The organism is Rhodococcus sp. NBC_00294, assembly GCF_036163995.1.
Lineage (GTDB): Bacteria > Actinomycetota > Actinomycetes > Mycobacteriales > Mycobacteriaceae > Rhodococcoides.
Genome location: NZ_CP108043.1, coordinates 3,199,429 through 3,224,660, shown reverse-complemented (window position 1 = coordinate 3,224,660; position 25,232 = coordinate 3,199,429). Strand labels below are relative to the sequence as shown.

General features: G+C 68.9%; 23 protein-coding genes and 1 pseudogene. 6 read left to right on the top strand and 18 right to left on the bottom strand.

The features are described 5' to 3' along the window. Positions 1–89: 89 nt before the first annotated feature. Positions 90–928 (top strand): annotated as a pseudogene (locus tag OHB23_RS15100) (alpha/beta fold hydrolase). 2 nt (positions 929–930) lie between these two features. Here the strand turns inward: OHB23_RS15100 and OHB23_RS15095 are convergent. Further along, positions 931–1,689, bottom strand: coding sequence for a maleylpyruvate isomerase family mycothiol-dependent enzyme (locus OHB23_RS15095; protein WP_328809813.1), 759 nt, complete (start codon positions 1,687–1,689; stop codon positions 931–933). Next, complete coding sequence (locus OHB23_RS15090; protein WP_328809812.1) at positions 1,686–2,810, bottom strand: M24 family metallopeptidase; 1,125 nt, start codon at positions 2,808–2,810, stop codon at positions 1,686–1,688. The genes OHB23_RS15095 and OHB23_RS15090 overlap by 4 nt, the downstream gene beginning before the upstream one ends. A 42-nt stretch (positions 2,811–2,852) precedes the next feature. Between OHB23_RS15090 and OHB23_RS15085 the strand changes: the two genes are divergently transcribed. Then, positions 2,853–3,815 (top strand): 5'-3' exonuclease, encoded by a 963-nt coding sequence (locus OHB23_RS15085; protein ID WP_027505368.1) that lies wholly within the window; start codon positions 2,853–2,855, stop codon positions 3,813–3,815. A gap of 1 nt (position 3,816) precedes the next feature. Here the strand turns inward: OHB23_RS15085 and OHB23_RS15080 are convergent, their stop codons facing one another. The 7 genes from OHB23_RS15080 to pafA all read right to left on the bottom strand — a co-directional run bounded on the left by OHB23_RS15080 (position 3,817) and on the right by pafA (position 12,341). After that, a complete protein-coding gene (locus tag OHB23_RS15080) occupies positions 3,817–4,518 on the bottom strand; it encodes a DUF4333 domain-containing protein (RefSeq protein ID WP_328809811.1) in 702 nt (233 codons plus the stop codon). A gap of 46 nt (positions 4,519–4,564) precedes the next feature. Next, on the bottom strand, positions 4,565–7,294 hold the full coding sequence (locus OHB23_RS15075) for a DEAD/DEAH box helicase (RefSeq protein ID WP_056445154.1): 2,730 nt from the start codon (positions 7,292–7,294) through the stop codon (positions 4,565–4,567). 106 nt (positions 7,295–7,400) lie between these two features. Beyond that, positions 7,401–8,342, bottom strand: coding sequence for a twin-arginine translocase subunit TatC (gene tatC, locus OHB23_RS15070; protein ID WP_328809810.1), 942 nt, complete (start codon positions 8,340–8,342; stop codon positions 7,401–7,403). Positions 8,343–8,497: 155 nt separating this feature from the next. After that, the gene (gene tatA / locus OHB23_RS15065) at positions 8,498–8,773 is read right to left on the bottom strand and encodes a Sec-independent protein translocase subunit TatA (protein WP_027505364.1); all 276 of its coding nucleotides are present in this window, start codon (positions 8,771–8,773) and stop codon (positions 8,498–8,500) included. 140 nt (positions 8,774–8,913) lie between these two features. Beyond that, positions 8,914–9,876, bottom strand: a complete 963-nt coding sequence (locus tag OHB23_RS15060; RefSeq protein WP_328809809.1) for a helix-turn-helix transcriptional regulator — start codon at positions 9,874–9,876, stop codon at positions 8,914–8,916. Continuing rightward, entirely contained in the window at positions 9,873–10,889 is a 1,017-nt protein-coding gene (locus OHB23_RS15055) for a helix-turn-helix transcriptional regulator (protein WP_222637552.1), read from the bottom strand. Before OHB23_RS15055 ends, OHB23_RS15060 begins: the two co-directional genes overlap by 4 nt. Positions 10,890–10,982: 93 nt before the next feature. Then, complete coding sequence (gene pafA / locus OHB23_RS15050; protein WP_197027762.1) at positions 10,983–12,341, bottom strand: Pup--protein ligase; 1,359 nt, start codon at positions 12,339–12,341, stop codon at positions 10,983–10,985. Between the two features lie 71 nt (positions 12,342–12,412). Here pafA and OHB23_RS15045 point away from each other — a divergent pair, with 71 nt between their 5' ends. Beyond that, the gene (locus OHB23_RS15045) at positions 12,413–13,897 is read left to right on the top strand and encodes a bifunctional phosphatase PAP2/diacylglycerol kinase family protein (protein WP_308115430.1); all 1,485 of its coding nucleotides are present in this window, start codon (positions 12,413–12,415) and stop codon (positions 13,895–13,897) included. A gap of 22 nt (positions 13,898–13,919) precedes the next feature. Here OHB23_RS15045 and prcA read toward each other — a convergent pair whose 3' ends face one another. From prcA to dop, 4 genes are all read right to left on the bottom strand, one after another. Continuing rightward, positions 13,920–14,672, bottom strand: a complete 753-nt coding sequence (prcA, locus tag OHB23_RS15040; protein WP_027505359.1) for a proteasome subunit alpha — start codon at positions 14,670–14,672, stop codon at positions 13,920–13,922. Then, positions 14,669–15,547: a proteasome subunit beta gene (gene prcB / locus OHB23_RS15035; protein WP_027505358.1), complete on the bottom strand. Its 879-nt coding sequence runs from the start codon at positions 15,545–15,547 to the stop codon at positions 14,669–14,671. Before prcB ends, prcA begins: the two co-directional genes overlap by 4 nt. Then, entirely contained in the window at positions 15,544–15,735 is a 192-nt protein-coding gene (locus OHB23_RS15030) for a ubiquitin-like protein Pup (RefSeq protein WP_027505357.1), read from the bottom strand. Before OHB23_RS15030 ends, prcB begins: the two co-directional genes overlap by 4 nt. Before the next feature lie 116 nt (positions 15,736–15,851). Beyond that, positions 15,852–17,351 carry a depupylase/deamidase Dop gene (gene dop, locus OHB23_RS15025; protein ID WP_027505356.1) on the bottom strand — a complete coding sequence of 500 codons (1,500 nt, stop codon included), beginning with the start codon at positions 17,349–17,351 and terminating at the stop codon, positions 15,852–15,854. 57 nt (positions 17,352–17,408) lie between these two features. Here dop and OHB23_RS15020 point away from each other — a divergent pair, with 57 nt between their 5' ends. Next, positions 17,409–17,939 (top strand): NUDIX hydrolase, encoded by a 531-nt coding sequence (locus tag OHB23_RS15020; protein ID WP_328809808.1) that lies wholly within the window; start codon positions 17,409–17,411, stop codon positions 17,937–17,939. Here OHB23_RS15020 and arc read toward each other — a convergent pair. Both arc and OHB23_RS15010 read right to left on the bottom strand, forming a co-directional pair. Continuing rightward, positions 17,927–19,720 carry a proteasome ATPase gene (gene arc, locus OHB23_RS15015; protein WP_027505354.1) on the bottom strand — a complete coding sequence of 598 codons (1,794 nt, stop codon included), beginning with the start codon at positions 19,718–19,720 and terminating at the stop codon, positions 17,927–17,929. The genes OHB23_RS15020 and arc overlap by 13 nt on opposite strands. A 138-nt stretch (positions 19,721–19,858) precedes the next feature. Further along, the gene (locus OHB23_RS15010; RefSeq protein ID WP_027505353.1) at positions 19,859–20,740 is read right to left on the bottom strand and encodes a tRNA (adenine-N1)-methyltransferase; all 882 of its coding nucleotides are present in this window, start codon (positions 20,738–20,740) and stop codon (positions 19,859–19,861) included. 128 nt (positions 20,741–20,868) lie between these two features. Here OHB23_RS15010 and OHB23_RS15005 point away from each other — a divergent pair, with 128 nt between their 5' ends. Next, the gene (locus OHB23_RS15005; protein WP_373428291.1) at positions 20,869–21,744 is read left to right on the top strand and encodes a RecB family exonuclease; all 876 of its coding nucleotides are present in this window, start codon (positions 20,869–20,871) and stop codon (positions 21,742–21,744) included. Beyond that, entirely contained in the window at positions 21,741–22,544 is an 804-nt protein-coding gene (locus tag OHB23_RS15000; RefSeq protein ID WP_328809807.1) for a thioesterase family protein, read from the top strand. The genes OHB23_RS15005 and OHB23_RS15000 overlap by 4 nt, the downstream gene beginning before the upstream one ends. A gap of 15 nt (positions 22,545–22,559) precedes the next feature. Here the strand turns inward: OHB23_RS15000 and OHB23_RS14995 are convergent, their stop codons facing one another. The 3 genes from OHB23_RS14995 to OHB23_RS14985 form a co-directional block, all read right to left on the bottom strand. Further along, positions 22,560–23,942 (bottom strand): FAD-binding oxidoreductase, encoded by a 1,383-nt coding sequence (locus tag OHB23_RS14995; protein WP_328809806.1) that lies wholly within the window; start codon positions 23,940–23,942, stop codon positions 22,560–22,562. Positions 23,943–24,037: 95 nt separating this feature from the next. After that, positions 24,038–24,889 (bottom strand): ATP phosphoribosyltransferase, encoded by an 852-nt coding sequence (hisG, locus tag OHB23_RS14990; protein WP_328809805.1) that lies wholly within the window; start codon positions 24,887–24,889, stop codon positions 24,038–24,040. Between the two features lie 55 nt (positions 24,890–24,944). Continuing rightward, complete coding sequence (locus OHB23_RS14985; RefSeq protein ID WP_027505348.1) at positions 24,945–25,208, bottom strand: phosphoribosyl-ATP diphosphatase; 264 nt, start codon at positions 25,206–25,208, stop codon at positions 24,945–24,947. Positions 25,209–25,232: the final 24 nt, after the last annotated feature.

Here is a 25,232-nt window from a genome sequence, read left to right as displayed (position 1 = left end):
GCGAGAACCAACGTTCTCTACTGTAGCCGACACGAGCGAGAACGCTCGTTCTCCACGAGAGACATTCCCGTCGAAAGGTCGCGCACGCCATGGGACACATCACTGTCGGACACGAGAACAGCACCCCGATCGACGTCTACTACGAGGATCACGGCAGTGGACAGCCCGTCGTCCTCATTCACGGATATCCGCTCGACGGACACTCGTGGGAGCGCCAGACCGCGACCCTGCTCGACGCCGGCCACCGCGTCGTGACGTACGACCGTCGAGGCTTCGGACAGTCGAGCAAGCCCACGTCCGGGTACGACTACGACACCTTCGCCTCGGATTGAACGAGGTGCTCGAAGCGCTGGATCTGCGCGACGTGATTCTCGTCGGATTTTCCATGGGTACCGGTGAACTGGCGCGGTATGCCTCGCGATACGGGACCGACCGTGTGGCGAAGTTCGCCTTCCTCGCGTCGCTCGAGCCGTTCCTCCTGCAGACCGACGACAACCCGACGGGTGTGCCGCAGTCGGTGTTCGACAGCATCGAAGCCGCCGCACGCGGAGACCGCTTCGCCTGGTTCGACGCGTTCTACAAGGACTTCTACAACCTGGACGACACGCTCGGCACGCGCATCAGCGAGGCCGCCGTCCGCAACAGCTGGAATGTCGCGGCGGCGAGTGCGCCGATCGCCGCGTACGCGGTGGTTCCGACGTGGCTCACCGACTTCCGCGCCGACGTCCGCACCGTTCGCGAGTCGGGCAAGCCCACGCTGATCCTGCACGGCACCGCGGACAACATCCTGCCGATCGATTCGACGGGTCGCCCGTTCCACGACGCCTTCCCCGAGGCCACCTACGTCGAGGTGGAGGGCGCGCCCCACGGTCTCCTGTGGACCCACTACCAGGAGGTCAACACGGCGCTGCTCGACTTCCTCGAGTGACGTCAGAAGCGGGACGCGTCGAGCAGTGACTCCGCGACCGAAGTGTCACCGAAGACGGTGAGCACGTCGAGTGGTCGACGACGGCAGAGCACCAGCAGCAGGTGCTCTGCCGTACCCCGCAGTGCCACATCGGCTTTCCCGTGCCCGCGCGCACTGGCGAGGCCGTCGGCCCCGAGCGTGAACGTCCACTCCAGGTCGTCCACGTCCGTTCCGTGCACGTGCACGGTGCGCCCGATCGACTCGGGCGTCAGGCGGTCGAGGAGCAGTCGGTGCGGATACTGCACCTCCGTCAGCTCGGCCACGGCGTCCGCGGCGGCGTCGGGATCGAGCGCCTCAGGCGCCACTCCCCCGGCGGCGCGCACGGCGTCGGCGGCGTCGATGCGGTGCACGGCGACCTCGTGTGCCTGCCGTCGGAGCCACCACGCGGCCGTGCGCGCGCCGACGAACGTCTCCACGACCGCCTCGGGATCCGTCGACTCGAACGTGGCGACCATCGCCTCCAGCGACGATCGGTACGCGGGGAGACTGTCCGGGCCCTTGGGCAACGACTCGACCTGCTGCTTCGCCACCGCGCCCGTGTCCGCACCCGGGCCCGCCAGGATCACCGCGTTCGCCCACCTGTGGACCTTGCCCGTGTGTCGGACCACGTGCTCGAGCGTCCATCCCGGCACGGTGGGTACCGGCGCCGTCAGCGCCTCGACAGGCATCGACGCGAGGCGGTCGCCCTCGCGTCGCAGTGTGGCGAGGAGGTCGAGGCTCATCGCACCGGAAGCACGGTCAGGCCGTGCGGCCGCGTGTTGACCGACTCGCAGCCCTCCGGAGTCACGATGACGATGTCCTCGATGCGGGCGCCCCACTCGCCGGTGAAGTACACCCCCGGCTCGATGCTGAACGCCATCCCCACCTCGAGCGGAATGTCGTTGCCCGCCACGATGTACGGCTCCTCGTGCACCGAGAGGCCGATGCCGTGCCCGGTGCGGTGCACGAAGACGTCGCCGTAGCCGGCGTCGACCAGGATGTCGCGTGCGGCGGCGTCGATCGACTCCGCGGTGACTCCGGGACGGACTGCATCGACGGCTGCCTGCTGCGCGCGCTCGAGGACCGCCACGGTCGCAGCGACCGAGTCCGACGGCTCGCCGATGCAGTAGGTCCGGGTGGAGTCCGAGTTGTAGCCCGGCTCGACGGGGCCACCGATGTCGATGACGACGACGTCGCCCTCCTCGATGACGCGCTCGGACACCTCGTGGTGCGGGTCGGCGCCGTGCGGGCCCGAGCCGACGATGACGAACGCCGCCTCTGTGTGCCCCTCCTCGAGGATCGCGGCCGAGATGTCGGCAGCGACCTGCGCTTCGGTGCGCCCGGCCGCGAGGAACTCGCCCATGCGCGCGTGGACGCGGTCGATGGCGGCGCCCGCCGTGCGCAACGCGCCGATCTCCGCGTCGTCCTTGGTCATCCGGAGCTCGCGCAGGACCGCCGTCGCCAGGACGGGCATCGCGCCGAGCGCCTCGGTCAGCGGAACGAGATGCAGGGCGGGCATGGCGTCGGTGACAGCGGTCCGGGCCGGGCCGGGAAGCAGCGCCGCGACTGCCTGATGCGGATTCACGCCGTCGACCCAGTCCCGCAGCTCGATTCCCAGGTCGGCCGCGGCCGAGTCCTTCAACGCCGCCAGTTCGATGCGAGGCACCACCACCGACGCGGGCGTGCCGTCCGCCGGGACGACGAGGCAGGTCAGACGCTCGAACGACTCGGCGCGCGAGCCGAGCAGATAACGCAGGTCGGGTCCGGGCGTGATCAGCAGCGCATCGAGACCGGCCTCGGCAGCGAGAGCCGCCGCTCGGTCGAGGCGGGTGCGATACACGGAGGAGGGAAACCGAGACGTCATGACGCCAGGCTATCGACTCCGGTGCCGCCTACATGCGGCAGGATGTGGCGCATGACGGCCGAGAGCAGAGACACGGTACTTCTCCTCGATGCGGCGAGCCTGTGGTTCCGGGCCTTCCACGCGTTGCCCGAATCGATCACGGCGCCCGACGGTCGGCCGGTGAACGCGGTGCGTGGTTTCACCGACATGGTCGCGTCCCTCATCACGCGGACGGGTGCGTCCCGACTGGCCGTCTGCCTCGACCTCGACTGGCGTCCCACCTTCCGGGTCGATCTGGTGCCGTCCTACAAGGCGCATCGGGTGCTCACCGAGTCCGCTGCGGGCCCGGACGCGGAGGAGGCACCCGACGCACTGGGTCCGCAGGTGAACCTGATCCTGGAGATCCTCGAGGCCGCGGGCATCGCGACGGCCGGAGCGGAGGGTCTCGAGGCGGACGACGTGTTGGGAACCCTCGCCGCCACCGAGCGCGACGGCACCGTGGTGGTGGTCAGCGGAGACCGCGACCTGTTGCAGGTCGTCTCCGACGATCCGGTTCCGGTGCGTGTGCTCTACGCGGGACGCGGACTGGCGAAAGCCGAGCTGTTCGGCCCGGCAGAAGTGGCCGAGAAGTACGGGGTGCCCGCGGACCGACCCGGGCCGGGCTACGCGGAACTCGCACTGCTGCGCGGTGATTCGTCCGACGGACTGCCCGGGGTGAAGGGCGTCGGGGAGAAGACCGCGGCGTCCCTCATGCAGAAGTTCGGCTCCCTCGAGGCGTTGCTCGCCGCCGCCGACTCGGGCGACCCCGAGATGTCGGCCGGGGTGCGCGCGAAGATCCAGAGCTCCCGCGACTACATCGACGCTGCACTCCCGGTGGTACGGGTGGTGACCGATGCGGACATCATCTGGTCGCGCCCCGACGTGCTGCCGCACGAGCCCGTCGATCCGGAACGCCTCGCGGCGCTCGCCGAGGAACTCGGCGTGCAGAACTCCGTCGGCCGCCTTCTCACCGCGATGGCGCGGTGAGCTACTGGGGCCGGCCGACCTCGTAGGTGCCCTGGTCGTCCTTGACGGTCACCGTCACCGAGCGCGCCTCACCGTCCACCGTCAGGTCGCAGGAGAAGGTCGTGTTCGCCTCCACCTTCTGGCCCGACGGGCAGGACACCGCGGAGACGTCGATCGCGCCGTAGGACTCCGTCACGATCTTGGCCACCCCGCTTTGCACCGCGGAGTTGTCCAGGGTGTCGCCGCCCAGCGACGTGGCCGCGTAGATCCCACCCGCCACGACGATCGCGGCGATGACGACGCCGCCCACGATGAACGGCACCTTCGACTGCTTCTGCGCCGGCGCGGCGTTCCACTGCTGGTTGCCCTGCGGGTAACCCGGCTGTCCGTAGGGCTGCTGGCCGTACTGGGGCTGCTGGCCGTACTGGGGCTGCTGGCCGTAGGGCTGTTGGCCGTAAGGCTGCTGGCCGTACTGGGGCTGCTGGCCATAAGGCTGTTGGCCGTACTGGGGCTGCTGGCCGTAAGGCTGCTGCCCGTACTGGGGTTGCTGACCGTAGGCCTGCTGGTCGTAGCCCGGCTGCTGACCATAGGGCTGTTGACCGTAAGGCTGTTGACCGTAGGCCTGCTGGTCGTAGCCCGGCTGCTGTCCGCTCGGGTACTGGCTGGTGGGCGTGTCCTCACCGGCCGAGGAACGGTCGTCGGGGTTGTACGGGCCGCTCATCATCGCCTCCGGTGGGTGCCTGTGGTGACTGCTGTGACTGTGGTGACCATCATGCGGCATCTACGGCGACGACTCCGCGCCGTATCGCCGAGATCGCCTTCGTGGCGGTCGCGGTGACCTCGTCGTCGGGGGACGCCGAGCGGATCTGGTCGAGCAGATCGATGACCTGGCGGCACCACCGTACGAAGTCCCCGCCGGACAGGGCGCGGCCGTGCTGACCCGCGGCGAACAGCACGTCCTCGAGCGACTCCTTGCGAGCCCACTTGTAGACGGCCACCGCGAACCCGGTGTCGGGTTCCCGCGTCGGAGGCAGCTTCAGTCGGATCTCGTCCGCGCGGAGCTCGTGCCACGCGGCGACGGTGCGGGTCAACGCGTGTCGGATGTTCCCGGTCGGACCCTGCTCCGCGCTCTCACCCTCCTGGCGCGACTCGTACACGACGGTCGAGACCACGGCGGCGAGCTCGGCCGGCCCGAGGCCTCGCCAGATTCCCTCGGCGAGGCACTCCGCGACCAGCAGGTCCGACTCCGAGTACAGACGTCCGAGCTTGGCTCCACGGTCGGTGACCGCGACCTCGCCGTCAGGACCGGCGGCCAGATAGCCGCGCTCGGTGAGCAGCGCCAGGATGCGATCGAAGGTACGGGCCAAGGAGTTGGTGGTCGCGGCGACCTTCTGCTTCATCGCATCGGTGTCACGTTCGAGCCGGCTGTACTTCTCGGCCAGCCGGGCGAGGTGCTCACGATCCGGCCAGGTGTGGCACGGATGCGAGCGGACGGCGCGGCGCAGCACTCCGAGCTCGCGATCGTCGCCTGCCGACGACTGCCGGCGCCGACCGCGTCCCGGCGCGCTGATCCCCGTTCCCCGGAGCGCGGACGCCAGATCACGACGGGTCTGCGCCGTGCGGTGATCGACGTGGCGGGGAAGGCGCATGTGGCCGAGAGCCGACACCGGTGTGGGGAAGTCCGCCGACGACACGCGCCCCGCCCACTTGTCCTCGGTGAGCACCAGCGGCCGCGGGTCCACCGAGTTCGCGTCGGTCTCCAGGACGACAGCCAGTCCCGAGCGTCGACCGGACGGGATGGAGATGACGTCGCCCCGCCGCAGCGACACCAGCGACGTGACGGCATCGTTGCGACGATCCGTGCGGCCCTGACGCTCGAGCTCGCGTTCGCGCTCCTTGAGGCGCGCGCGCAGGGCGGTGTACTCGACGTAGGGCGAGTCCTCGCCGCCCAACTTGCCGAGCAACTCGCGCCGAGCCACGGCGTTCTTCTCGATACCGCGCACCAACCCGACGACGGACGCATCGGCCTGGTACTGCGCGAACGACCGTTCGAGCAGCATCCGGGACGCGTCGACACCCATCCGGTCGACCAGGTTCACCGCCATGTTGTACGAGGGGCGGAACGAACTCCGCAGGGGGAACGTACGGGTGGAGGCCAACCCGGCCACCTCGGTCGGCTCGACACCCGACTGCCACAGCACCACCGCATGACCCTCGACGTCGATACCGCGACGACCGGCGCGGCCGGTGAGTTGCGTGTACTCCCCCGCCGACAGGTTGGCGTGCGCCTCACCGTTGAACTTCACGAGGCGCTCGAGCACCACCGTCCGCGCCGGCATGTTGATGCCGAGGGCGAGGGTCTCCGTCGCGAAGACCGCGCGGACCAGACCGCGAACGAACAGTTCCTCGACCGTGTGCCGGAACACCGGCAGCATCCCTGCGTGATGCGCGGCGATGCCCCGCTCGAGGGCGTCGCGCCACTCCCAGTAGCCGAGCACCTCGAGGTCGCTGCGCGGGATCTCGGCGGTGTGGCGCTCGACGACCTCGGTGATCTCGCGCGCCTGCTCCTCGGAGGTCAGCCGCAGTCCCGATCGAAGACACTGATCGACGGCGCCGTCGCACCCGGCGCGGCTGAAGATGAACGTGATGGCGGGAAGCAACCCCTCCTCGTCGAGGAGCTTGATGACGTCGGGCCGCGGGATCGGACGAGATTCCGGCCGGCCGGGGCGGCCACCGGACCGACCCGAGCGCGGGCCACGGCCGCGTGGGGCCTCCCAGGCGCCCATGCGCTCGGCCTGCACTCGTTCCTTGACGTACCGGACGAGGTTCTTGTCCACGACCACGCCGCCCGGAGCACCGTTGTTCGCCTCGACGTCGAAGAGGTCGAACAGGCGGCGACCGACGAGGATGTGCTGCCACAGCGGAACCGGGCGGGTCTCGTCGACGACGACGGTGGTGTTGCCACGCACCGTCTCCATCCAGGCGCCGAACTCCTCGGCGTTGCTCACCGTCGCCGACAGGCTGACGAGCCGGACGTCCTCGGACAGGTGCAGGATGACCTCCTCCCACACGGCGCCGCGGAACCGGTCGGCGAGGTAGTGCACCTCGTCCATCACCACGTGCGAGAGTCCTCGCAGCGCAGGCGATTCCGCGTACAGCATGTTGCGGAGCACCTCGGTGGTCATGATGACGATCGGTGCGTCCGAGTTGATGCTCTGGTCACCGGTCAGCAGGCCGACGTAGCCCTTGCCGTAGCGCGCGACGAGCTCGGCGTACTTCTGGTTGCTCAGTGCCTTGATGGGGGTGGTGTAGAAACACTTCGCGCCGCTGGTGAGTGCGAGGTGGACGGCGAACTCGCCGACGACGGTCTTGCCGGCTCCGGTCGGCGCGCACACCAGTACGCCGTGCCCGTCCTCGAGGGCCGAGCACGCACGGATCTGGAAGGGATCGAGCGGGAACGGAAGCGACGCCGCGAACTCGGTCAGCTTCGGCCCGTCCACGAGTCGAGTCCGGATGTCGCCGGTGTTCTGCTGCCCGCTGTGATTGGCCACGACTCCAGATTAGAGGGTGTCCGCCGATGGGGGTCACTCAGACAGCGTGGGCAACTCAGAGAGTGTCGGAGTAGTCGGCGTCGGCGTCGTGACGCACCGGGACGGGCCTGCCGACCGGGGCGGCCGAGGTGTCGAGAGGCGACGCCTCGTCATCGGAGACGTTCCCCCACTCCTCGGTCTCGCGCCGTGCGCGCCGTCGATCGTTGACGCGCGCGATCTGGATGGCGAACTCGACGAGGATGCTCAGCGCGAGCGCCAGCGCGGTCATCGAGAAGGGGTCACCGCCGGGCGTGACGACGGCGGCGAAGGCGAACATCGCGAAGATGAGCCCGCGACGCCAGCCGCGGAGCTTCTCGTACTTCAGGACGCCGACGGCGTTGAGCGCGACGATCAAAAGCGGGATCTCGAAGCTGACGCCGAAGATGACGAGCAGGTTGATGACGAAGCCGAAGTACTCGGCGCCACTGAGAGCGGTGACCTGGACGTTGTCGCCGATGGTCAGCAGGAAGTGCAGGGCTTTCGCGACGACGATGTAGGCGAGGACGGCGCCGGAGACGAAGAGCACGGCCGCCGCCGTGACGAACGAGATGGCGTAGCGCCGTTCCTGGCGGTAGAGGCCGGGCGTGATGAACGCCCACACCTGATAGAGCCAGACGGGGCAGGCGAGCACGACGCCCGCGGTGATGGCCACCTTGAACCGGAGCATGAACTGCTCGAACGGTCCGGTGGCGAGCAGCCGACACGTGCCGTCGTCGGTGAGCTCGGCACGACTCTCGGACGGGAGCGAGCAGTACGGCCCGCGGAGCAGGTCACCGAGCGACTCGATACCCAGCAGCGAGTGCGAGTACCAGAAGAACCCCACGATCGTGGTGAGGACGATGGCCAGCATCGACCACAGCAGACGCGTGCGGAGCTCGTAGAGATGCTCCACCAACGACATGGTGCCGTCGGGATTGACGCGACGCCTGCGCTGTCGCGGATCGAACGGTATGCGCACGGTGACTCTTCGCCTGTCGACTGCGGTGCCTGGACTGAAGACTGTGGTTCGCGGTGACGGGTGCCGAGGTGCGCACGCCGCAGCGGGCGCGAACCTCGGTCACCACCCACGAAACGGCCGAGGCGACATCGCCCCGACCGTGGTGCCTGCGAGTGTCAGGCCGAGCGCGGGTGCTGCTCGTGCGTCGGTTCGGTCGACGCGACGGTCGGGGTGACCGTGTTCGGGGACGGCAACTGCGACTGCGGTGCCGGCGCCGTGTTCGTGGTGGTGTCCGGCTTCTTGCCGTCGTTCTGCATCTCCTGCACTTCACTCTTGAAGATGCGCATCGAGCGTCCCAGGCCACGTGCGGCCTCGGGCAGCTTCTTCGATCCGAACAGCAGTACGAGCACGACGATCAGGACGATCCAGTGCCAGGGTTGTAACGCACCCATGAAAACCTCCCAGTTTCGGTGGATTCGATGCTACCGGACCCGAGGGCTCCCACCCGGTGTCCGGTGGACCCGCGTACCTACCGTTCGCCGAGAGTTCACCGGACGAGTCCTGCATGTCCGGACGACTCGAGATGGGCCGGTCACGCTCCCGAGACGGCGCGATAGACGTCGAGGGCGTCGCGCGACCGAGCGGTGACCTCACGAACCAGTGCGGGCGGTCCGAGCACCCGCACTCCCGACCCCAGACCCAGCGCCAGACGGCTCATCCAGTCGAGCGTCGCGAATCGCATCGAGACCTCGATCGAGCCGTCGTCGTGCGCAGCGGTCTGCGTCATGGGGTAGTAGTCCAGAATCCACACGTGGTCGGGTGCGATGACGAGCCGTGCGAGCGGCAGTGACGGATCGTCGTGGAACAGATCGAGTGCGTCCCCACCGGTCCGGGCCTGCTCGGGCGGTGCGGACGGCTCGTCCAGCTCGGTCGCGGCATCGATGCGGTCCAGCCGGAACAGCCGGACGCCCTCCGCGTCGCGGCACCAGGCCTGCAGGTAGCTCTGATCGTCGACGAGGACGATGCGCAACGGATCGACGGTGCGTTCGGACACCACGTCCCGCGATGCCGAGTAGTAGGTGATGTGCAGCGCGCGACCGCGGGCGAGCGCCCCACGGACGGTCGTGACACTGGGACTCTCCTGCGGCTCGGGCGTGTCGTCCGGCCCCTCGGACGCCGCGACACCCGCCGCGGCCTCGATCTTCGCGATGGCGCGGTACGCCGCGGACGGGTCCACCATGCCGGGCATCTCGACGAGTGACCGCAGCGCGATGAGCAGCGCGGTCGCTTCCGTGGACGTCAGACGCAGCGGCCTGTCGATACCTGCGGAGAACGTGACCTCGATGCTGTCCTCGGAGAACGACAGATCGATGAGATCGCCCGGACCGTATCCGGGCAGTCCGCACATCCACAGCTGGTTCAGGTCGTCCATCAGCTGTTTGGTCGTGACCCCGAGCTCGGCCGCGGCGTCGGCCGCGCTGATACCCGGATTGGCGATGAAGTACGGCACGAGGTTGAGCAGCCGGGCCAGCCGCGAGGACAGGCGAACGCTCATGAGCTGCTCCCGGGCGAGACGGCGTCGGTCGGCGCGCGGTGCGCGCTCACGGACAGGGTGCCGACGACGATGTCGCGGAGTTCGGTCGGCGACAGCACGATCGCGTCGGCGCCGTGGCCGGCGACCACCCGGGCGATCCACTCCCACGACCGCACCGGGATGCGGACCACGGAACCGCGTCGCCCCACGAGATCACGTGTCTCCACCTCGGTGCCGAGACGGCGCAGCTCGAGTCCCCGTCCCTCCGACACCCAGACGTCGGCGCTGCCCGCCACGTCACCGCTCGCGGCGGCGCGGGCCACGATGACACCGAGATCGACGTCGTCGGGCTTGCGCACCGATCCCGCCGGTCCGAAGGCCACGACGTCGTCCCCGATCCGTGACAGGCGGAAGGTACGGACGGCGTCCCGCTCGGTGTCGTGCCCGACGAGGTACCAGCGTCCGGAGTGGGTGACCACTCCCCACGGCTCGACGGTGCGCTCCCGGAAGGGGGCGGCCGGGGTGGAACGGTGCGAGAACCGCACGGACCGGCCGGCGTCGATAGCAGCGAGCAGCTTGCCCAGCGCGGGCTCGGAACCTCGACTGCGGGACGGAACGGCGGTCACGGCGGCCGGCGAGTTCTCGGTGTCCACCTGCACGCCCGCGGCGCGCAACTTCAACATCGCGCTCTGAGCGGCGGAGGTGAGCTCGGGCGACTCCCAGAGTTGGACGGCCACGGCGACCGCAGCGGCCTCGTCGCTGGCCAGGTCGACGTCGGGGAGTTCGTACCGATCGCGGTTGATGCGGTACCCCTCGACCGTCGAGAAGCGCGAGATCTGACCGGTCTCGAGCGGGACGCCGAGATCACGCAGCTCGTTCTTGTCGCGCTCGAACATGCGACTGAAGGCCTCGTCGCTCGCCGAGTCCTCGTATCCGGCGACGGACTCGCGGATGCGCTCGGCGGTCAGGTACTGCCGTGTCGAGAGCAGGCAGATGACGAGGTTCATCAACCGCTCGACTTTGGAGATCGCCACCGACCCAGCCTAGTGGCTGAGCATCTCCCCACCCGTGCGCATCGCCGGGGTGGGGAGGACGGGACTCCTGTGGAGAAGGAGGACCGTCGGCCTCTACATCGACGCGATCAGGCGCTCCACGCGCTCGTCGACCGAGCGGAACGGGTCCTTGCACAGCACCGTGCGCTGAGCCTGGTCGTTGAGCTTGAGATGCACCCAGTCGACGGTGAAGTCGCGTCCCGCCTCCTGTGCGGCGCTGATGAACTCGCCACGCAGCTTCGCGCGTGTCGTCTGCGGCGGCGTGTTCACCGCCTCGTCGATCTGGTCGTCCTCGGTGACGCGCTTGACCAGTCCCTTGCGCTGCAGCACGTCGAAGACACCGCGGCCGCGCTTGATGTCGTGATAGGCCAGGTCCAGCTGGGCGATCTTCGGGTCGGACAGATCCATCGAGTACCTGTCCTGATAGCGATCGAACAGCTTGCGCTTGATCACCCAGTCGATCTCGGTGTCCACCTTGGCGAAGTCCTGCGCCTCGACGGCGTCGAGGGTGCGGCCCCACAGGTCGACGACCTGCTCGATCTGCGCGTCCGGCTCGCGGTTGCGCAGGTGCTCGACGGCGCGGGCGTGGTACTCGCGCTGGATCTCGAGTGCACTGGCCTGGCGTCCCCCCGCGAGACGGACGGGGCGCCGCCCCGTCGAGTCGTGGGACACCTCGCGGATGGCGCGAATCGGGTTGTCCAGGGCGAAGTCTCGGAACGAGACGCCCGCCTCGATCATCTCCAGGACCAGCGCTGCGGTGCCGACCTTGAGCATGGTCGTCGGCTCGGCCATGTTGGAGTCGCCGACGATGACGTGCAGACGACGGTACTTCTCGGCGTCGGCATGCGGTTCGTCGCGCGTGTTGATGATGGGCCGTGAGCGGGTGGTCGCGGACGACACGCCCTCCCAGATGTGCTCGGCGCGCTGCGAGAGGCAGAACGTGGCGGCCTTCGGCGTCTGCAGGATCTTGCCCGCGCCGCAGATGAGCTGGCGGGTGACCAGGAACGGCAACAGCACGTCGGAGATGCGGGAGAACTCGCCGGCGCGCACCACGAGGTAGTTCTCGTGGCAGCCGTAGGAGTTGCCCGCGGAGTCGGTGTTGTTCTTGAACAGGTAGATGTCGCCGCCGATGCCCTCCTCGACGAGACGCTGCTCGGCGTCGATGAGCAGGTCCTCGAGAACACGCTCGCCGGCGCGGTCGTGCGTGACCAGCTGCAGAAGGCTGTCGCACTCGGCAGTGGCGTACTCGGGATGGGAGCCGACGTCCAGGTAGAGCCGCGCACCGTTGCGCAGGAACACGTTGGAGCTGCGTCCCCACGACACGACACGCCGGAACAGATACCGGGCCACCTCGTCCGGGCTGAGTCGACGGTGCCCGTGGAACGTGCACGTCACACCGAACTCGGTCTCGATCCCCATGATTCGTCGCTGCACACTTCGACAGTACAACGGCATCGACCGCGGCATCGGCTACCCGAGCCCGTGGCAGCCGTAGTGTGGCGCAGGTGAATCCCCGATCGCTGCGCGGCCGCACCCGTTCCGTCGATCTGGCGCTGGTGAAGGCCAGTTTCGCGTCGCGACCGTCGGGGTTGGACCCCGCGCTGCGCACGCTCACCGGGCTCGCCGATCACAGTGTTCTGTGGGCGATCGTGGCGTCGGCGCTCGCCGCGTCCGGCGGCCCCCGACGACGAGGTGCCGTACGCGGCATGCTCGCGGTCGTGGGTGCCAGCTCGCTCGCGAACGGGGTGCTCAAGCCGCTGCTCCCCCGCGATCGTCCACCGGCCGCGTCGGTCCCCGCGCTCCGGCGGATCATGACCCCACCCGTGTCGTCGTCGTTCCCGTCGGGTCACGCCGCCTCCGCCGCGGCGTTCGCGACGGGCGTGGCGCTCGAGGCTCCGCTCGCCGGTCTCCTCGTCGCCCCGCTGGCCGCGACCGTCGCGTACTCGCGAGTGCACGTCGGTGTGCACTGGCCGTCGGACGTGGTGGTGGGCGCGGCGCTCGGGGTCGCGGTCGCGCTGTCGACCCGCCGCTGGTGGGCCGTGCGCTCCACCGAGTCGGCCGAGTTGGGCCCCGCGGGGCTGGCGCCCGCCCTGCACGAGGGTGAGGGAATGCTCGTGCTGGTCAATCCGGGCGCGGGCACCCACAATTCGGAAGTCGTCGCCGACGTGGCGAAGGCCCTGCCGAGGGCGCGGTTCCTCGAGCCGGACGCCGACGACGACTTCACCGCCCAGTTCGTCCGCGCCGCAGGATCGGACGTGCTCGCGCTCGGAGTCTGCGGAGGGGACGGCACGGTGGCCGCTGCCGTCGCGGCCGCGGTGCGGACGGGGCTTCCTCTCGCGGTGTTCCCCGGCGGCACGCTGAACCACTTCGCACGGGACGTCGGCGCGGTGGAGGTGTCGGTCACCGCGGACGCCGTCACTCGCGGCGCGTCCAGCCGGGTGGATCTCGGCGGTGTGAGCATCGACGGCGGTGAGGAGATCCTCTTCGTCAACACCGCCAGCATCGGGGGCTACCCGGATTCGGTTCGGCTGCGGGACAAGTGGAGCTCACGCATCGGGAAGTGGCCCGCGGCCGCGGCCGCGATGGTGGCCGTCCTGGCGGTGGCCGAGCCGATGCACGTGGAGATCGACGGGCGCCGCGACTCGGTGTGGATGATGTTCGTCGGCAACGGCACCTACACGCCGGGTGATCAGGTGCCCATGTCGCGGCCGTCGATCGCGAGCGGTGTGCTGGACGTGCGGTTCCTGCGCGCGCACATGCGGCTCTCGCGTACCCGCCTCGCACTCGCCGCGATGACCGGGACTCTCGGCACGTCGCCCACCTACCGCCATCTGCGGGTGCCGGCGGTCTCGGTGCGCAACCTGCAGACCACGGTCGCGGTGGCGGTGGACGGGGAGGTGGCGGGCGAGGGCCGGGCCTTCGACTACCGGGCCCGGCCCTCGCTGCTCACGCTGTACGGAACGGGCACCGCCGACGCGCCGCGCGCGTGACGGGTGCTTCGTAGCCGGTCGGTCAGGTGCCCGCAGGTTCCGAACCGGGGGGCAACAGTCCCTGGAGCGCCGCTCCGGAGATCCGCCGGAACGCACGCCTCGGCCGCGTCTGTTCGAGAACGGCCACTTCGAGGCTCGTGACCTCGAGGACGCGCTTCTCCGCGGGCTCGCTCGCGGCACCGTTGGTCGGCGGCGTCGACGTGGAGTCCTGGAGCGCACCGACTGCCAGCGCGACCGCCGCGTCGAGATCGAGCCCCGAGCGGTACTTCTCGCGCAGGACCGTCGAGATCGGTTCGGTGGCACCGCCCATGACCACGAAGTCGACCTCGTCGACGATCGAGCCGTCGTACGTGATGCGGTAGAGCTGGGACCGGGGGCTCTCGTCGACGGCACCGACCTCCGCCACGCAGATCTCCACCTCGTACGGCTTGAGCTGCTCGGTGAAGATGGTGCCGAGCGTCTGCGCGTACGCCTTGGCCAACGATCGTCCGGTGACGTCCGCACGGTCGTAGGTGTAGCCCTTGGTGTCGGCGTGCACGATGCCGGCGCGGCGTAGATTCTCGAACTCGTTGTACTTGCCCACCGCGGCGAAGCCGAGGCGGTCGTACAGCTCGCTCACCTTGTGCAGTGCGGAGGACCGGTTCTCGGCGACGAAGAGCACGCCGTCCGCGTAGGTCAGCACGACCACGCTGCGACCGCGTGCGATTCCCTTGCGCGCCAGTTCCGAACGATCGCGCATGATCTGTTCGGCGGACGCGTAGTACGGCATCGTCATCGGCGCGCACCCCCCTCTTCCGATCGGTCCTGCAGTACCGCACGGGCCAGAGCCTCGATGCGGTCCGATCCCACCAGGTTCGCTCCCCCGGCACCGATGGCCACCGCCGTCGGGTAGATGCCGCGGGTCAGATCCGGTCCGCCGGTCGCCGAATCGTCGTCGGCAGCGTCGTACAGCGATTCGACCGCGACGCGCAGTGCCTCGTCCTCGGTCATGTCCTCGCGGTAGAGCTTCTTCATCGCCGACTTCGCGAACAGCGATCCCGATCCCACCGCGTGGTAGCCGGACCGTTCCTCGTAACGGCCACCGACCACGTCGTAGGAGACGATGCGCCCCGCATGGCGGGCGTCGGCGGCGTCGAGGTCGTAGCCGACGAGCAGCGGAACCACAGCCAGACCTTGCATGGCCGCACCGAGATTGGCCCGCACCATGGAGGACAGCTTGTTGGCCTTGCCGTTGAAGGTGAGGGAGACGCCCTCGATCTTCTCGTAGTGCTCGAGTTCGACCGCGAACAGCCGCACCAGCTCGATCGCCATGCCCGCGGTACCCGCGATGCCGGCGGCCGAGTAGTCGTCCGTGACGTACACCTTGTCGACGTCGCGACTGGCGATGAGGTTGCCCATCGTCGCGCGGCGATCACCCGCGAGGATGACGCCGCCGTCGAAGGTGACGGCCACGATGGTGGTGCCGTGCGGTGCGATGTCGGACTGCATCGTCGCCTCCGGGGACAGAGCGAGATCCGCACGAAAACGGTTCTCGGGCAACAGGTGCGGTGCGTAGGCCCGCAGGTGTTCACTGAAGGAGGAGAACGGCGACCCGTAGCGCAGGGTGGTGTCGCTCTCGTGGGGACGGGGAACGGAGTTCGCGTCCGTCACTGGCCGCCCTTTTGCACGTAGGCGCGGACGAAGTCCTCCGCGTTCTCCTCGAGCACGTCGTCGATCTCGTCGAGGAGATCGTCGGTCTCCTCGGCGAGCTTCTCGCGTCGTTCCTGACCCGATGCGCCCTCGGCCGAACCGTCGTCGTCATCGCCACCGCCGGAGCGTGTGGTCTGCTCTTGTGCCATAGCCGACCTCCTCGTCACGAACCGCGTGTTCTCTCGACACGCAGCGAAACTTCACCCTACCGAGCATGCGCCGTCACAGGGTGACAACCCACCGTACGTCCGGCACGGGCGGACCGTCAGGTGGTGAGCTGGTCCACCAGTTCTGCGGCCGAGTCCACCGATTCGAGCAGAGCACCGACGTGGGCCTTGCTCCCCCGCAGTGGCTCGAGGGTGGGGATACGCACCAGCGAGTCTCCACCGAGGTCGAAGATGACCGAGTCCCAGCTCGCGGCCGCGATGTCGCGGCCGAACTTGCGGAGGCACTCGCCGCGGAAGTACGCGCGGGTGTCGGTCGGAGGGTTCGAGACGGCGTCCATGACGTCCTGCTCGGAGACCAGCCGTTCCATCGATCCGCGCGCGACGAGCCGGTTGTAGAGACCCTTGTCGAGGCGGACGTCCGAGTACTGCAGGTCCACGAGGTGCAGTCGCGGCGCCGACCAGCCGAGTCCCTCGCGGTTGCGGAACCCTTCGAGCAGCCGCAGTTTCGCCGGCCAGTCGAGGAGGGACGCGCAGTCCATCGGGTCGCGCTCGAGCTTGTCGAGGATCATCGCCCACTTCTCGACGACGTCGGCGGCGCGCGGATCCTTCTCGCCCTGTGCGTCGAGATGCGCGGAGACGCGCTCGAGGTAGATGCGCTGCAGTGCCAACGCCGTCAGCTCGCGACCGTCCGCGAGCGCGACCGTGCGGCGCAGCGTCGGGTCGTGACTGATCTGGTGCACCGCCGTCACCGGACGGGCCAGCTGCAGATCGGACAGGTCCACGCCGGCCTCGACGATGTCGAGCACCAGGGCCGTCGTTCCGACCTTGAGATAGGTCGCCATCTCGGCGAGGTTGGCGTCACCGATGATCACGTGCAGGCGCCGGTACTTGTCGGCGTCGGCGTGCGGCTCGTCGCGGGTGTTGATGATGCCGCGCTTGAGCGTCGTCTCGAGGCCCACCTCGACCTCGATGTAGTCGGCGCGCTGCGAGAGCTGGAATCCGGGCTCGTCGCCGGACTGACCGATGCCGACGCGGCCCGAGCCGGTGAACACCTGGCGGGAGGCGAAGAACGGCGAGAGCCCGGCGATGATCGCGGAGAACGGGGTCTCGCGAGACATCAGGTAGTTCTCGTGGGTGCCGTAGGACGCGCCCTTGCCGTCGACGTTGTTCTTGTACAACTGCAGGCGCGGGGCGCCGGGCACGCTCGAGGCATGGCGCGCAGCCGCTTCCATGACGCGCTCCCCCGCCTTGTCCCAGATGACGGCGTCGAGCGGATCGCGCACCTCCGGTGCGGAGTACTCCGGGTGGGCGTGGTCGACGTAGAGACGCGCGCCGTTGGTGAGGATCATGTTGGCCGCGCCGACCTCGTCGGCGTCGATGATCGGCGCCGGGCCACTGAACCGGCCCAGGTCGAACCCGCGTGCGTCACGCAGCGGAGATTCCACCTCGTAGTCCCAGCGCGTCCGCTTGGCCCGCGGCACACCCGCCGCGGCGGCGTACGCCAGCACCGCCTGGGTGGACGTCAGGATCGGATTGGCGGAAGGCTCGGTAGGAGAGGAAATTCCGTACTCGACCTCGATGCCGATGATGCGCTGCATGCTCTCGACCCTAGGCTATCGACCCTGTGACCCCTGATCGAGTGGGAGCGGTGACGCATGCCTGACGACGAGATCGTGGCCGTGTACGACGAGCGTGGCCACGTGGTGGGCGCGGCGCCGCGCACCGAGGTGTACGAGCGCGGTCTGTGGCACGCGAGTGCCGGCGTGCTGGTGCGATCCACCGACGGGTCACGCGTGTACGTCCACCGCCGCACGACGACCAAGTCGGTGTTCGCGGGGATGCACGACGTTCTGGCCGGTGGGGTCGTCGATGCCGGGGAGGCCCCTCAACAGACCGCCTCGCGAGAACTCGCCGAGGAACTCGGCGTCGTAGCGGACGTGACGGGCGACCCGGTGGTCGGCCGCTGGACGGGACGATCCGGCGCTGCGACGGTGCGCTGCCACCTGTTCGCGTACGAGGTGCGTCACGACGGGCCGATGCACCACCAGCCGTCCGAGATCGCGGACGGCTGGTGGTGGTCGGACGTCGAGGTGCTGACACACCTGGACGATCCCGCGTGGCCCTTCGTTCCGGACACCCGCGTGATCGTCTCGGCGCTGCTACAGGTGGGCGGTCAGAGGTACTGACCCGTGTTGGACTCGGTGTCGATCGACCGGCTCGCACTGGCGTTCTTACCGGTGACGAGCGTGCGGATGTAGACGATCCGCTCACCCTTCTTGCCCGAGATGCGGGCCCAGTCATCGGGATTGGTGGTGTTGGGCAGATCCTCGTTCTCGGCGAACTCGTCGACGATGGAGTCGAAGAGGTGTCCGACGCGCAGACCCGGTGTCCCGGTGTCGAGCACCGACTTGATGGCGTACTTCTTCGCGCGGTCGACGATGTTCTGGATCATCGCGCCCGAGTTGAAGTCCTTGAAGTACAGGACCTCCTTGTCACCGTTGGCATAGGTGACCTCGAGGAATCGGTTGTCGTCGCTCTCGGCGTACATGCGCTCGACGACCCGTTCGATCATGCCGCGGATGCAGGCAGCGCGATCGCCGCCGAACTCCGCGAGATCGTCGGCGTTGACGGGCAGCGAGTCGTCGAGGTACTTCGAGAAGATGTCGAGCGCGGACTCGGCGTCCGGGCGCTCGATCTTGATCTTCACGTCCAGACGGCCCGGGCGCAGAATGGCCGGGTCGATCATGTCCTCGCGGTTGGACGCACCGATCACGATGACGTTCTCGAGGCCCTCGACACCGTCGATCTCGGCCAGCAGCTGAGGAACGACGGTGGTCTCCACGTCGGACGAGACGCCCGACCCACGGGTACGGAAGATGGAGTCCATCTCGTCGAAGAACACGATGACGGGAGTGCCCTCGGACGCCTTCTCGCGAGCCCGCTGGAAGATCAACCGGATGTGGCGCTCGGTCTCACCGACGAACTTGTTGAGCAGCTCGGGGCCCTTGATGTTGAGGAAGTAGGACTTCGCGTCGCGTGCGTCCTGCCCCCGTGCCTCGGCGATCTTCTTCGCCAGTGAGTTGGCGACCGCCTTGGCGATGAGTGTCTTGCCGCAGCCGGGAGGCCCGTAGAGCAACACACCCTTGGGCGGGCGCAGCGAGTACTCACGGAACAGATCCTTGTGCAGGAAGGGCAGTTCCACGGCGTCGCGGATCTGCTCGATCTGCCGCCCGAGGCCGCCGATGTCCTCGTAGCCGACGTCGGGGACCTCCTCGAGCACGAGGTCCTCGACCTCGGCCTTGGGAATGCGCTCGAAGGCGTAGCCGGCCTTGGTGTCGACCAACAACGAGTCGCCGGGGCGCAGGCGGCGCGACGGCCCGTCCGGATCCTCCGGTGCCTCGTCGTCGGCCATCTCCTGCAGCGGAGTCGCCAACCACACGACACGTTCCTCGTCGGCGTGGCCGACGACGAGGGCGCGCTTGCCGTCCTCGAGGATCTCGCGAAGGGAGCTGATCTCGCCGACGCGTTCGAATTCACACGCCTCGACGATGGTGAGGGCCTCGTTCAGACGCACGGTCTGGCCGGGCCGGAGTGCGGTGGCGTCGACGTTCGGCGAGCACGTCAGGCGCATCTTGCGGCCCGAGGTGAACACGTCCACCGTCGCGTCGTCGTAGGTGTGCACCAGGACGCCGTAACCGCTGGGCGGTGCGCCGAGCCGGTCGACCTCCTCGCGAAGGGCGATGAGCTGCTGGCGCGCCTCCTTGAGCGTCTCCATCAGCTTCGTATTGCGTGTGGAGAGCGAGTCGACCCGCGACTCGAGATCACGCACGTCGGTGTTACGGGTGTCCGCCGACGGCGCACCCCCACGGGAAGCGTCGAGTTGTCGGCGCAGGACGGTGGCCTCGGCTCGCAGGGCATCGAGTTCGGCCAGGACTGCGGACTGGTCCGGGTTGTCTGTAGGGCTCATGCAGGACTCCTCCCAAAGCGATTTCTCAACGCTACCGGGCGAAACGCAAACGTGTGTGACGACCGTGGTCAGACACTGTCACCGACCACCGACAGACAGCGGACGAACGGCACACGGTCGGTGCATGAACCCCCGGTGTCAGGCGGGTTCGGTGGGGGTCTTGCCGGCCCGTCGCTGCGGTTTCGGGGTGACGGTGCCCTCGGCCAGACGACGCGCACTGACCAGGAACGCGGTGTGCCCCTGCATGCGGTGCTCGGGTCGCACTGCCAGCCCGACGACGTGCCACCCGCGCACGATCGACTCCCACGACCGCGGCTCGGTCCAGCACTCCTGCGCACGCAGGGCCTCGACGACCTTGGACAACTGCGTGACGGTGGCCACGTAGACGATCAGCACGCCGCCCGGAACCAGCGCACCGGCGACGGCGTCGAGTGCGTCCCACGGCGCCAGCATGTCCAGTACCACCCGGTCGACCATGCCCTCGTGACGCGCGACGTCGAACGCGGCGACGTCGTCGATCACCAGGTCCCAGTTCTCCGGCCGCTCGCCGAAGAAGGTCTCCACGTTGCGCACCGCGTGCACGGCGTGGTCCTCGCGCACCTCGTAGGAGATGACGCGCCCCTGCGGACCGACGGCACGCAGGAGCGAACACGTCAGGGCGCCGGAACCGGCGCCGGCCTCGAGCACGCGGGCACCCGGGAAGACGTCGCCCTCGTGCACGATCTGGGCGGCGTCCTTGGGGTAGATGACCTGCGCGCCGCGCGGCATCGACAGCACGTAGTCGACGAGGAGCGGGCGCAGAGCGAGATACGGGGTGCCGTTCGTCGACTTCACGACGCTGCCCTCGTCGACACCGATCAGATCGTCGTGGCGGATCCCGCCGCGGTGGGTGTGGAACTCCTTGGCCGCGTCGAGCACCACCGTGTAGTGCCGCCCCTTGGCGTCGGTGAGCTGCACGCGATCACCGACGCGGAACGGTCCGCTCGCGCGCGCAGACGTGTCGGTGTCGGTCGGTTCCACGGGTGGTCCTCTTTCCGGTGCACTCTGGTCCCGCCCACGATGCGGGGCGCTCTCGGGGCGCGACGCGCCCCGGGGAACTGTAGGGCAGATACCGGATCGTGTCGGTGAGCGGGCATAGTGTCGGCGCCGTGAGTATCTCGACCGAAGACCCCGTCGTCACCGACGTCGCCGCGGCGGCACCCGACCGTCCTCGCCGTCGTCCCGCGTTGTCGCCCTCGCGCGCAGCGGATTACAAGCAGTGCCCCCTGCTCTACCGGTTCCGGGCCATCGACCGCCTGCCCGCACCGCCGTCGAAGGCGCAGTTGCGCGGCACCCTCGTGCACTCCGCCCTCGAGTCGCTCTACGCGTTGCCCGCGGCGGACCGGGTCTCGACGCGAGCCGGCACCCTCGTGCGGGAGGAATGGGACGCCATGGTCGTGTCGCACGAGTACGCGGCCGATCTCGTCGAGGAGCACGAGCGCGAGAAGTTCGTCGCCGAGGCGCAGTCGCTCGTGGCGTCCTACTACTCGCTCGAGGACCCCACACGGTTCGATCCCGAGTCGTGCGAACAGCTCGTCGAGACCGAACTGGACGACGGCGTGCTGTTGCGCGGTTACATCGACCGCATCGACGTCGCGCCCACCGGGCAACTGCGCGTCGTCGACTACAAGACGGGCAAGGCGCCGCGCGAGATCGCCGAGGCCAAGGCGCTGTTCCAGATGAAGTTCTACGCGGTGGTGCTGATGCGCACGCGCGGCATCGTTCCCGCGCAGCTGCGCCTGCTGTTCCTGAAGGACAGCCAGATTCTCACCTACGCCCCGGACGAGGACGAGCTCCGCCGGTTCGAACGGACGCTGTCCGCCATCTGGACGGCCATCCGGTCCGCCGGCGAGACGGGCGACTTCCGCCCCAAGCCCGGAAAGCTGTGTGGGTGGTGCGACTTCCAGGCCCTGTGCCCGTCCTTCGGCGGCACTCCGCCCGAGTACCCGGGGTGGCCGAGCGAGCCGACGGAGGTCACGGCGTGAGCGAGGTTGCACTCTTCGTCCGTGTCGAGGGAACCGATCGCTATCGCGCCACGCGGCTCACCACGAGTGTGTGGGCGGAGACCATGCAACATGGCGCTCCCCCGTCGGCGCTGCTCGCCCGAGCGCTGGAGCAGTGTTCGCCGGTGCCGGGCACCCGGCTGGCGCGGGTGACGATGGAGATCCTCGGGCCCGTGCCCGTCGGAGAACTCACCGTGCAGGCCCGTGTGGAACGCCCAGGTCGCCGGGTCGCCATGCTGACGGCCGACCTCGTCGCGGATCTGCCCGACGGGTCGACCAGGGCGGTCGCGCGTGCCACGGCCTGGCGCGTGGCGATGACCGACACCTCGGCGGCCGGGCAGACTCTCGATCCACCGTTGGTGCCCGGTCCGGACGAGTCCGAGGCCGGGTGGGCCTTTCCGGACCACTGGCACGGCGGGTTCCTCGACAGTCTCGAGTTCCGGGGCGCCCGCCCGGTGACGGCGTCGGAGCCCGGCCGGGTGTGGGCACGTCCCAGGTATCCCGTGGTGGCCGGCGAGCAGACGTCGCCGATCGTCGGACTGTTCGCCGTGGCCGACATCGCCAATGGCGTCGCGGCACTTCTCGATCCGACGGAGTGGACGTTCCTCAACACCGATCTGACGGTGCAGATCGTGCGCGAACCCGTCGGCGAATGGGTGGGTGTGCAGGCCCGCACCGCGATCGGCGACGACGGCATCGGGCTGTGCACCTCGACGTTGTACGACGCGACGGGGTCGGTGGGCCGCACGTTCCAGACACTCGAGGTGCGCGCTCGCGCCTGACGTCTCCACACCGGATCAGCCGAGCCGGACCACCTGTCCGACGCGGAAGATCCCCGCGGGATCGTGCTGTTCGGCCAGGGCTCCGAGCCAGGCCCGAGTGTCCTCGTCGTAGACCCGTGCGAGGTGAGCGGGGTCGTCGGACGCCGCGAAGTTGGGCAATGCGCCACCGGTCGACCACGGTGCCAGAGCCTCCACGACTGCCTCGCCGTGCGCGATCACCGCATCGGCGACGGGAGGCGCCAGCACTCCGATGCACAGGAGGCTGTAGGCGGCCTCCCGATGGCAGTACACGTCGGGATGCGGTCCCGGCCGGCCGAGAGCGCCGCCGAGCAGCCTCAGCTCCACGATCACCTGCGGTGAACTCGACGCGGGGCCGGTCATGACCAACACGGTCGCTGCCGCCTCCTCGTCGAACACGCGGAGCATCGTCGTGGCCTCACGTGTCGGCATCGGATCCACCGGGTCGGCATGCACCGACCCCACCGCCGCGTACGGAATGGTCGTGACCGTGTCGATGACGGTCGGGGCCGCAGCGCGCATCGGTGCGAGGACGTCAGCTGCTATCCCCGGCTCCGCGACCGATGCGAAACGCACCGCGACCACGAACTTCCCGGCCAACGGTTCCGGCACGCCGGGCAGCGGTGGAAGCTGGAGGAACGCGAGCGAGGTGTTGTGCTCCTCGGTCAGCGTGGCGCTCCACACCCGCCACGCCTCGAGTACCGCCGCCGCGTGCCGGTCGTCGTAATACAGTGCGCCCGCGTAGAACTCGGCGATCGGCAGCAGCTCCGTCTCGACCGCGGTGACGATGCCGAGTGTCGACTTGCCCCCACACAGGCCGCGGAAGAGATCGGCGTCGGTGTCCGGTGTCACCCGGCGCAGTGTGCCGTCGCCCGTGACGAGATCGAACGCGCGCACACGACTCGACGAGACCCCGTACGTCCGAGCCACCGGCCCGATTCCCCCACCGGTCAGAAATCCCGTGACGCCGGTGTTCGGCGACGACCCACACAGCGGCGCCGATCCGGACGGCGCGCCGGCGTCGAGAACCTGCTGCCACCGGACCCCGGCGCCGAGCCGGGCGACGCGCGTGTCGGGGTCGATCGTCAGTTCGTCGAGATCACCGGTGAGGACCAGAATCGTGTCCGGACCGATGCGCACCGCCCCGTGTCCGGTGGCCTGCACGGCCACGCGAAGCCCGGCCTCGCTCGCTGCCCGCACGGTGGCGGCGACGTCGTCCGCGGTGGCGGCCGCGACGACTGCCACCGGATCGACGGGGACGGCGACGTTCCACGGCACCGACCGCTCGTATCCGGGCTCCCCCGGACGCGACAGTGTTCCGGTGAGTGCGGCGGCGAGCGAGACGAGCAGGTCGGGGCTCGCAGAATCGACGACGGTCATGATGGATCCTCTCGACGACGCGACTCTAGCGACGAGAGGAGACTGGTCGGTACCGATCAGAAACTACTGGGACCGATCACAACGGAGCGGACGCGTCAGAATGCGCGGCACGACCGGATGTCGGACGCGAGAATCGCCTTGGCGCCGAGCTCGGCGAGCTCGTCCATCACGGCGTTGTGTCCCTTGCGCGGAACCATGGCACGAATGGCCACCCACGCGTCGTCCGCGAGCGGGGACAGCGTCGGCGACTCGAGGCCGGGCGTGATCTTGACGGCGTCGTCGAGGATGCTGCGCGGGCAGTCGTAGTCGAGCATCAGGTACTGCTGGGCGAAGACGACGCCCTGGACACGCGCGATGAGCTGGTTGCGCGCCTTGTCGTCGACGGGCGAGCCCGCTTGCTCGATGAGCACGCCCTCCGAGTCGCACAGGGATTCACCGAACGCCACCAGGTTGTGTTGGCGCAGCGTGCGTCCCGAGCCCACGACGTCTGCGATCGCATCGGCGACACCCAACTGGATGGAGATCTCGACGGCTCCGTCCAGACGGATCACGGTGGCCTCGAGGCCCCGCGCCGCGAGGTCCCGGCGGACCAGGTTGGGGTACGACGTGGCGATGCGGAGCCCGGCCAGATCGTTCGGGGTCCACTCCTTGCCGGCCGGCGCGGCGTAGCGGAAGGTGCTGTTGCCGAATCCGAGTGCGAGCCGCTCGGTCACGGGTGCGCCCGAATCGAGCGACAGATCCCGGCCGGTGATGCCGAGATCGAGCTCACCCGAGCCCACGTAGATGGCGATGTCCTTGGGACGGAGGAAGAAGAACTCGACGTTGTTGGCGTTGTCGAGCACGGTGAGATCGCGGGAATCGGCGCGGCGACGGTAGCCCGCCTCGCTCAGAATCTCTCCGGCGAGCTCGGACAGGGAACCTTTGTTGGGGACGGCGACGCGAAGCATGGTGGGACTCCTGGGGTGCGGGAAGATCGGTGGCGGTGGAAGTGGGTCGGTCCGCTCACAGATGTCGGTAGACATCCTCGAGGGAGAGGTTCTTCCCGACCATTAACACCTGGATCCAGTACAGGAGCTGCGAGATCTCCTCGGCCAGCGCCTCGTCCGTCTCGTGCTCCGCGGCGATCCACACCTCGCCGGCCTCCTCGAGAATCTTCTTGCCCTGCTGATGCACACCCGCGTCCAACGCGGCGACGGTGCCCGAGCCCTCGGGCCTGGTGGCAGCGCGGTCGGTGAGCTCGGCGAACAGGGACTCGAAGTTCTTCACGGGTGATGATTGTTCCACGACGCG

Bases quoted from the DNA above. Each gene is read 5' to 3' on its own strand.
- OHB23_RS15095 (WP_328809813.1), bottom strand. From the start codon at position 1,689: ATGAGCCTCGACCTCCTCGCCACACTGCGACGCGAGGGCGACCGCCTC.
- OHB23_RS15090 (WP_328809812.1), bottom strand. From the start codon at position 2,810: ATGACGTCTCGGTTTCCCTCCTCCGTGTATCGCACCCGCCTCGACCGA.
- OHB23_RS15085 (WP_027505368.1), top strand. From the start codon at position 2,853: ATGTGGCGCATGACGGCCGAGAGCAGAGACACGGTACTTCTCCTCGAT.
- OHB23_RS15080 (WP_328809811.1), bottom strand. From the start codon at position 4,518: ATGATGAGCGGCCCGTACAACCCCGACGACCGTTCCTCGGCCGGTGAG.
- tatA (WP_027505364.1), bottom strand. From the start codon at position 8,773: ATGGGTGCGTTACAACCCTGGCACTGGATCGTCCTGATCGTCGTGCTC.
- OHB23_RS15060 (WP_328809809.1), bottom strand. From the start codon at position 9,876: ATGAGCGTTCGCCTGTCCTCGCGGCTGGCCCGGCTGCTCAACCTCGTG.
- prcA (WP_027505359.1), bottom strand. From the start codon at position 14,672: ATGACGATGCCGTACTACGCGTCCGCCGAACAGATCATGCGCGATCGT.
- OHB23_RS15030 (WP_027505357.1), bottom strand. From the start codon at position 15,735: ATGGCACAAGAGCAGACCACACGCTCCGGCGGTGGCGATGACGACGAC.
- dop (WP_027505356.1), bottom strand. From the start codon at position 17,351: ATGCAGCGCATCATCGGCATCGAGGTCGAGTACGGAATTTCCTCTCCT.
- OHB23_RS15020 (WP_328809808.1), top strand. From the start codon at position 17,409: ATGCCTGACGACGAGATCGTGGCCGTGTACGACGAGCGTGGCCACGTG.
- arc (WP_027505354.1), bottom strand. From the start codon at position 19,720: ATGAGCCCTACAGACAACCCGGACCAGTCCGCAGTCCTGGCCGAACTC.
- OHB23_RS14995 (WP_328809806.1), bottom strand. From the start codon at position 23,942: ATGACCGTCGTCGATTCTGCGAGCCCCGACCTGCTCGTCTCGCTCGCC.
- hisG (WP_328809805.1), bottom strand. From the start codon at position 24,889: ATGCTTCGCGTCGCCGTCCCCAACAAAGGTTCCCTGTCCGAGCTCGCC.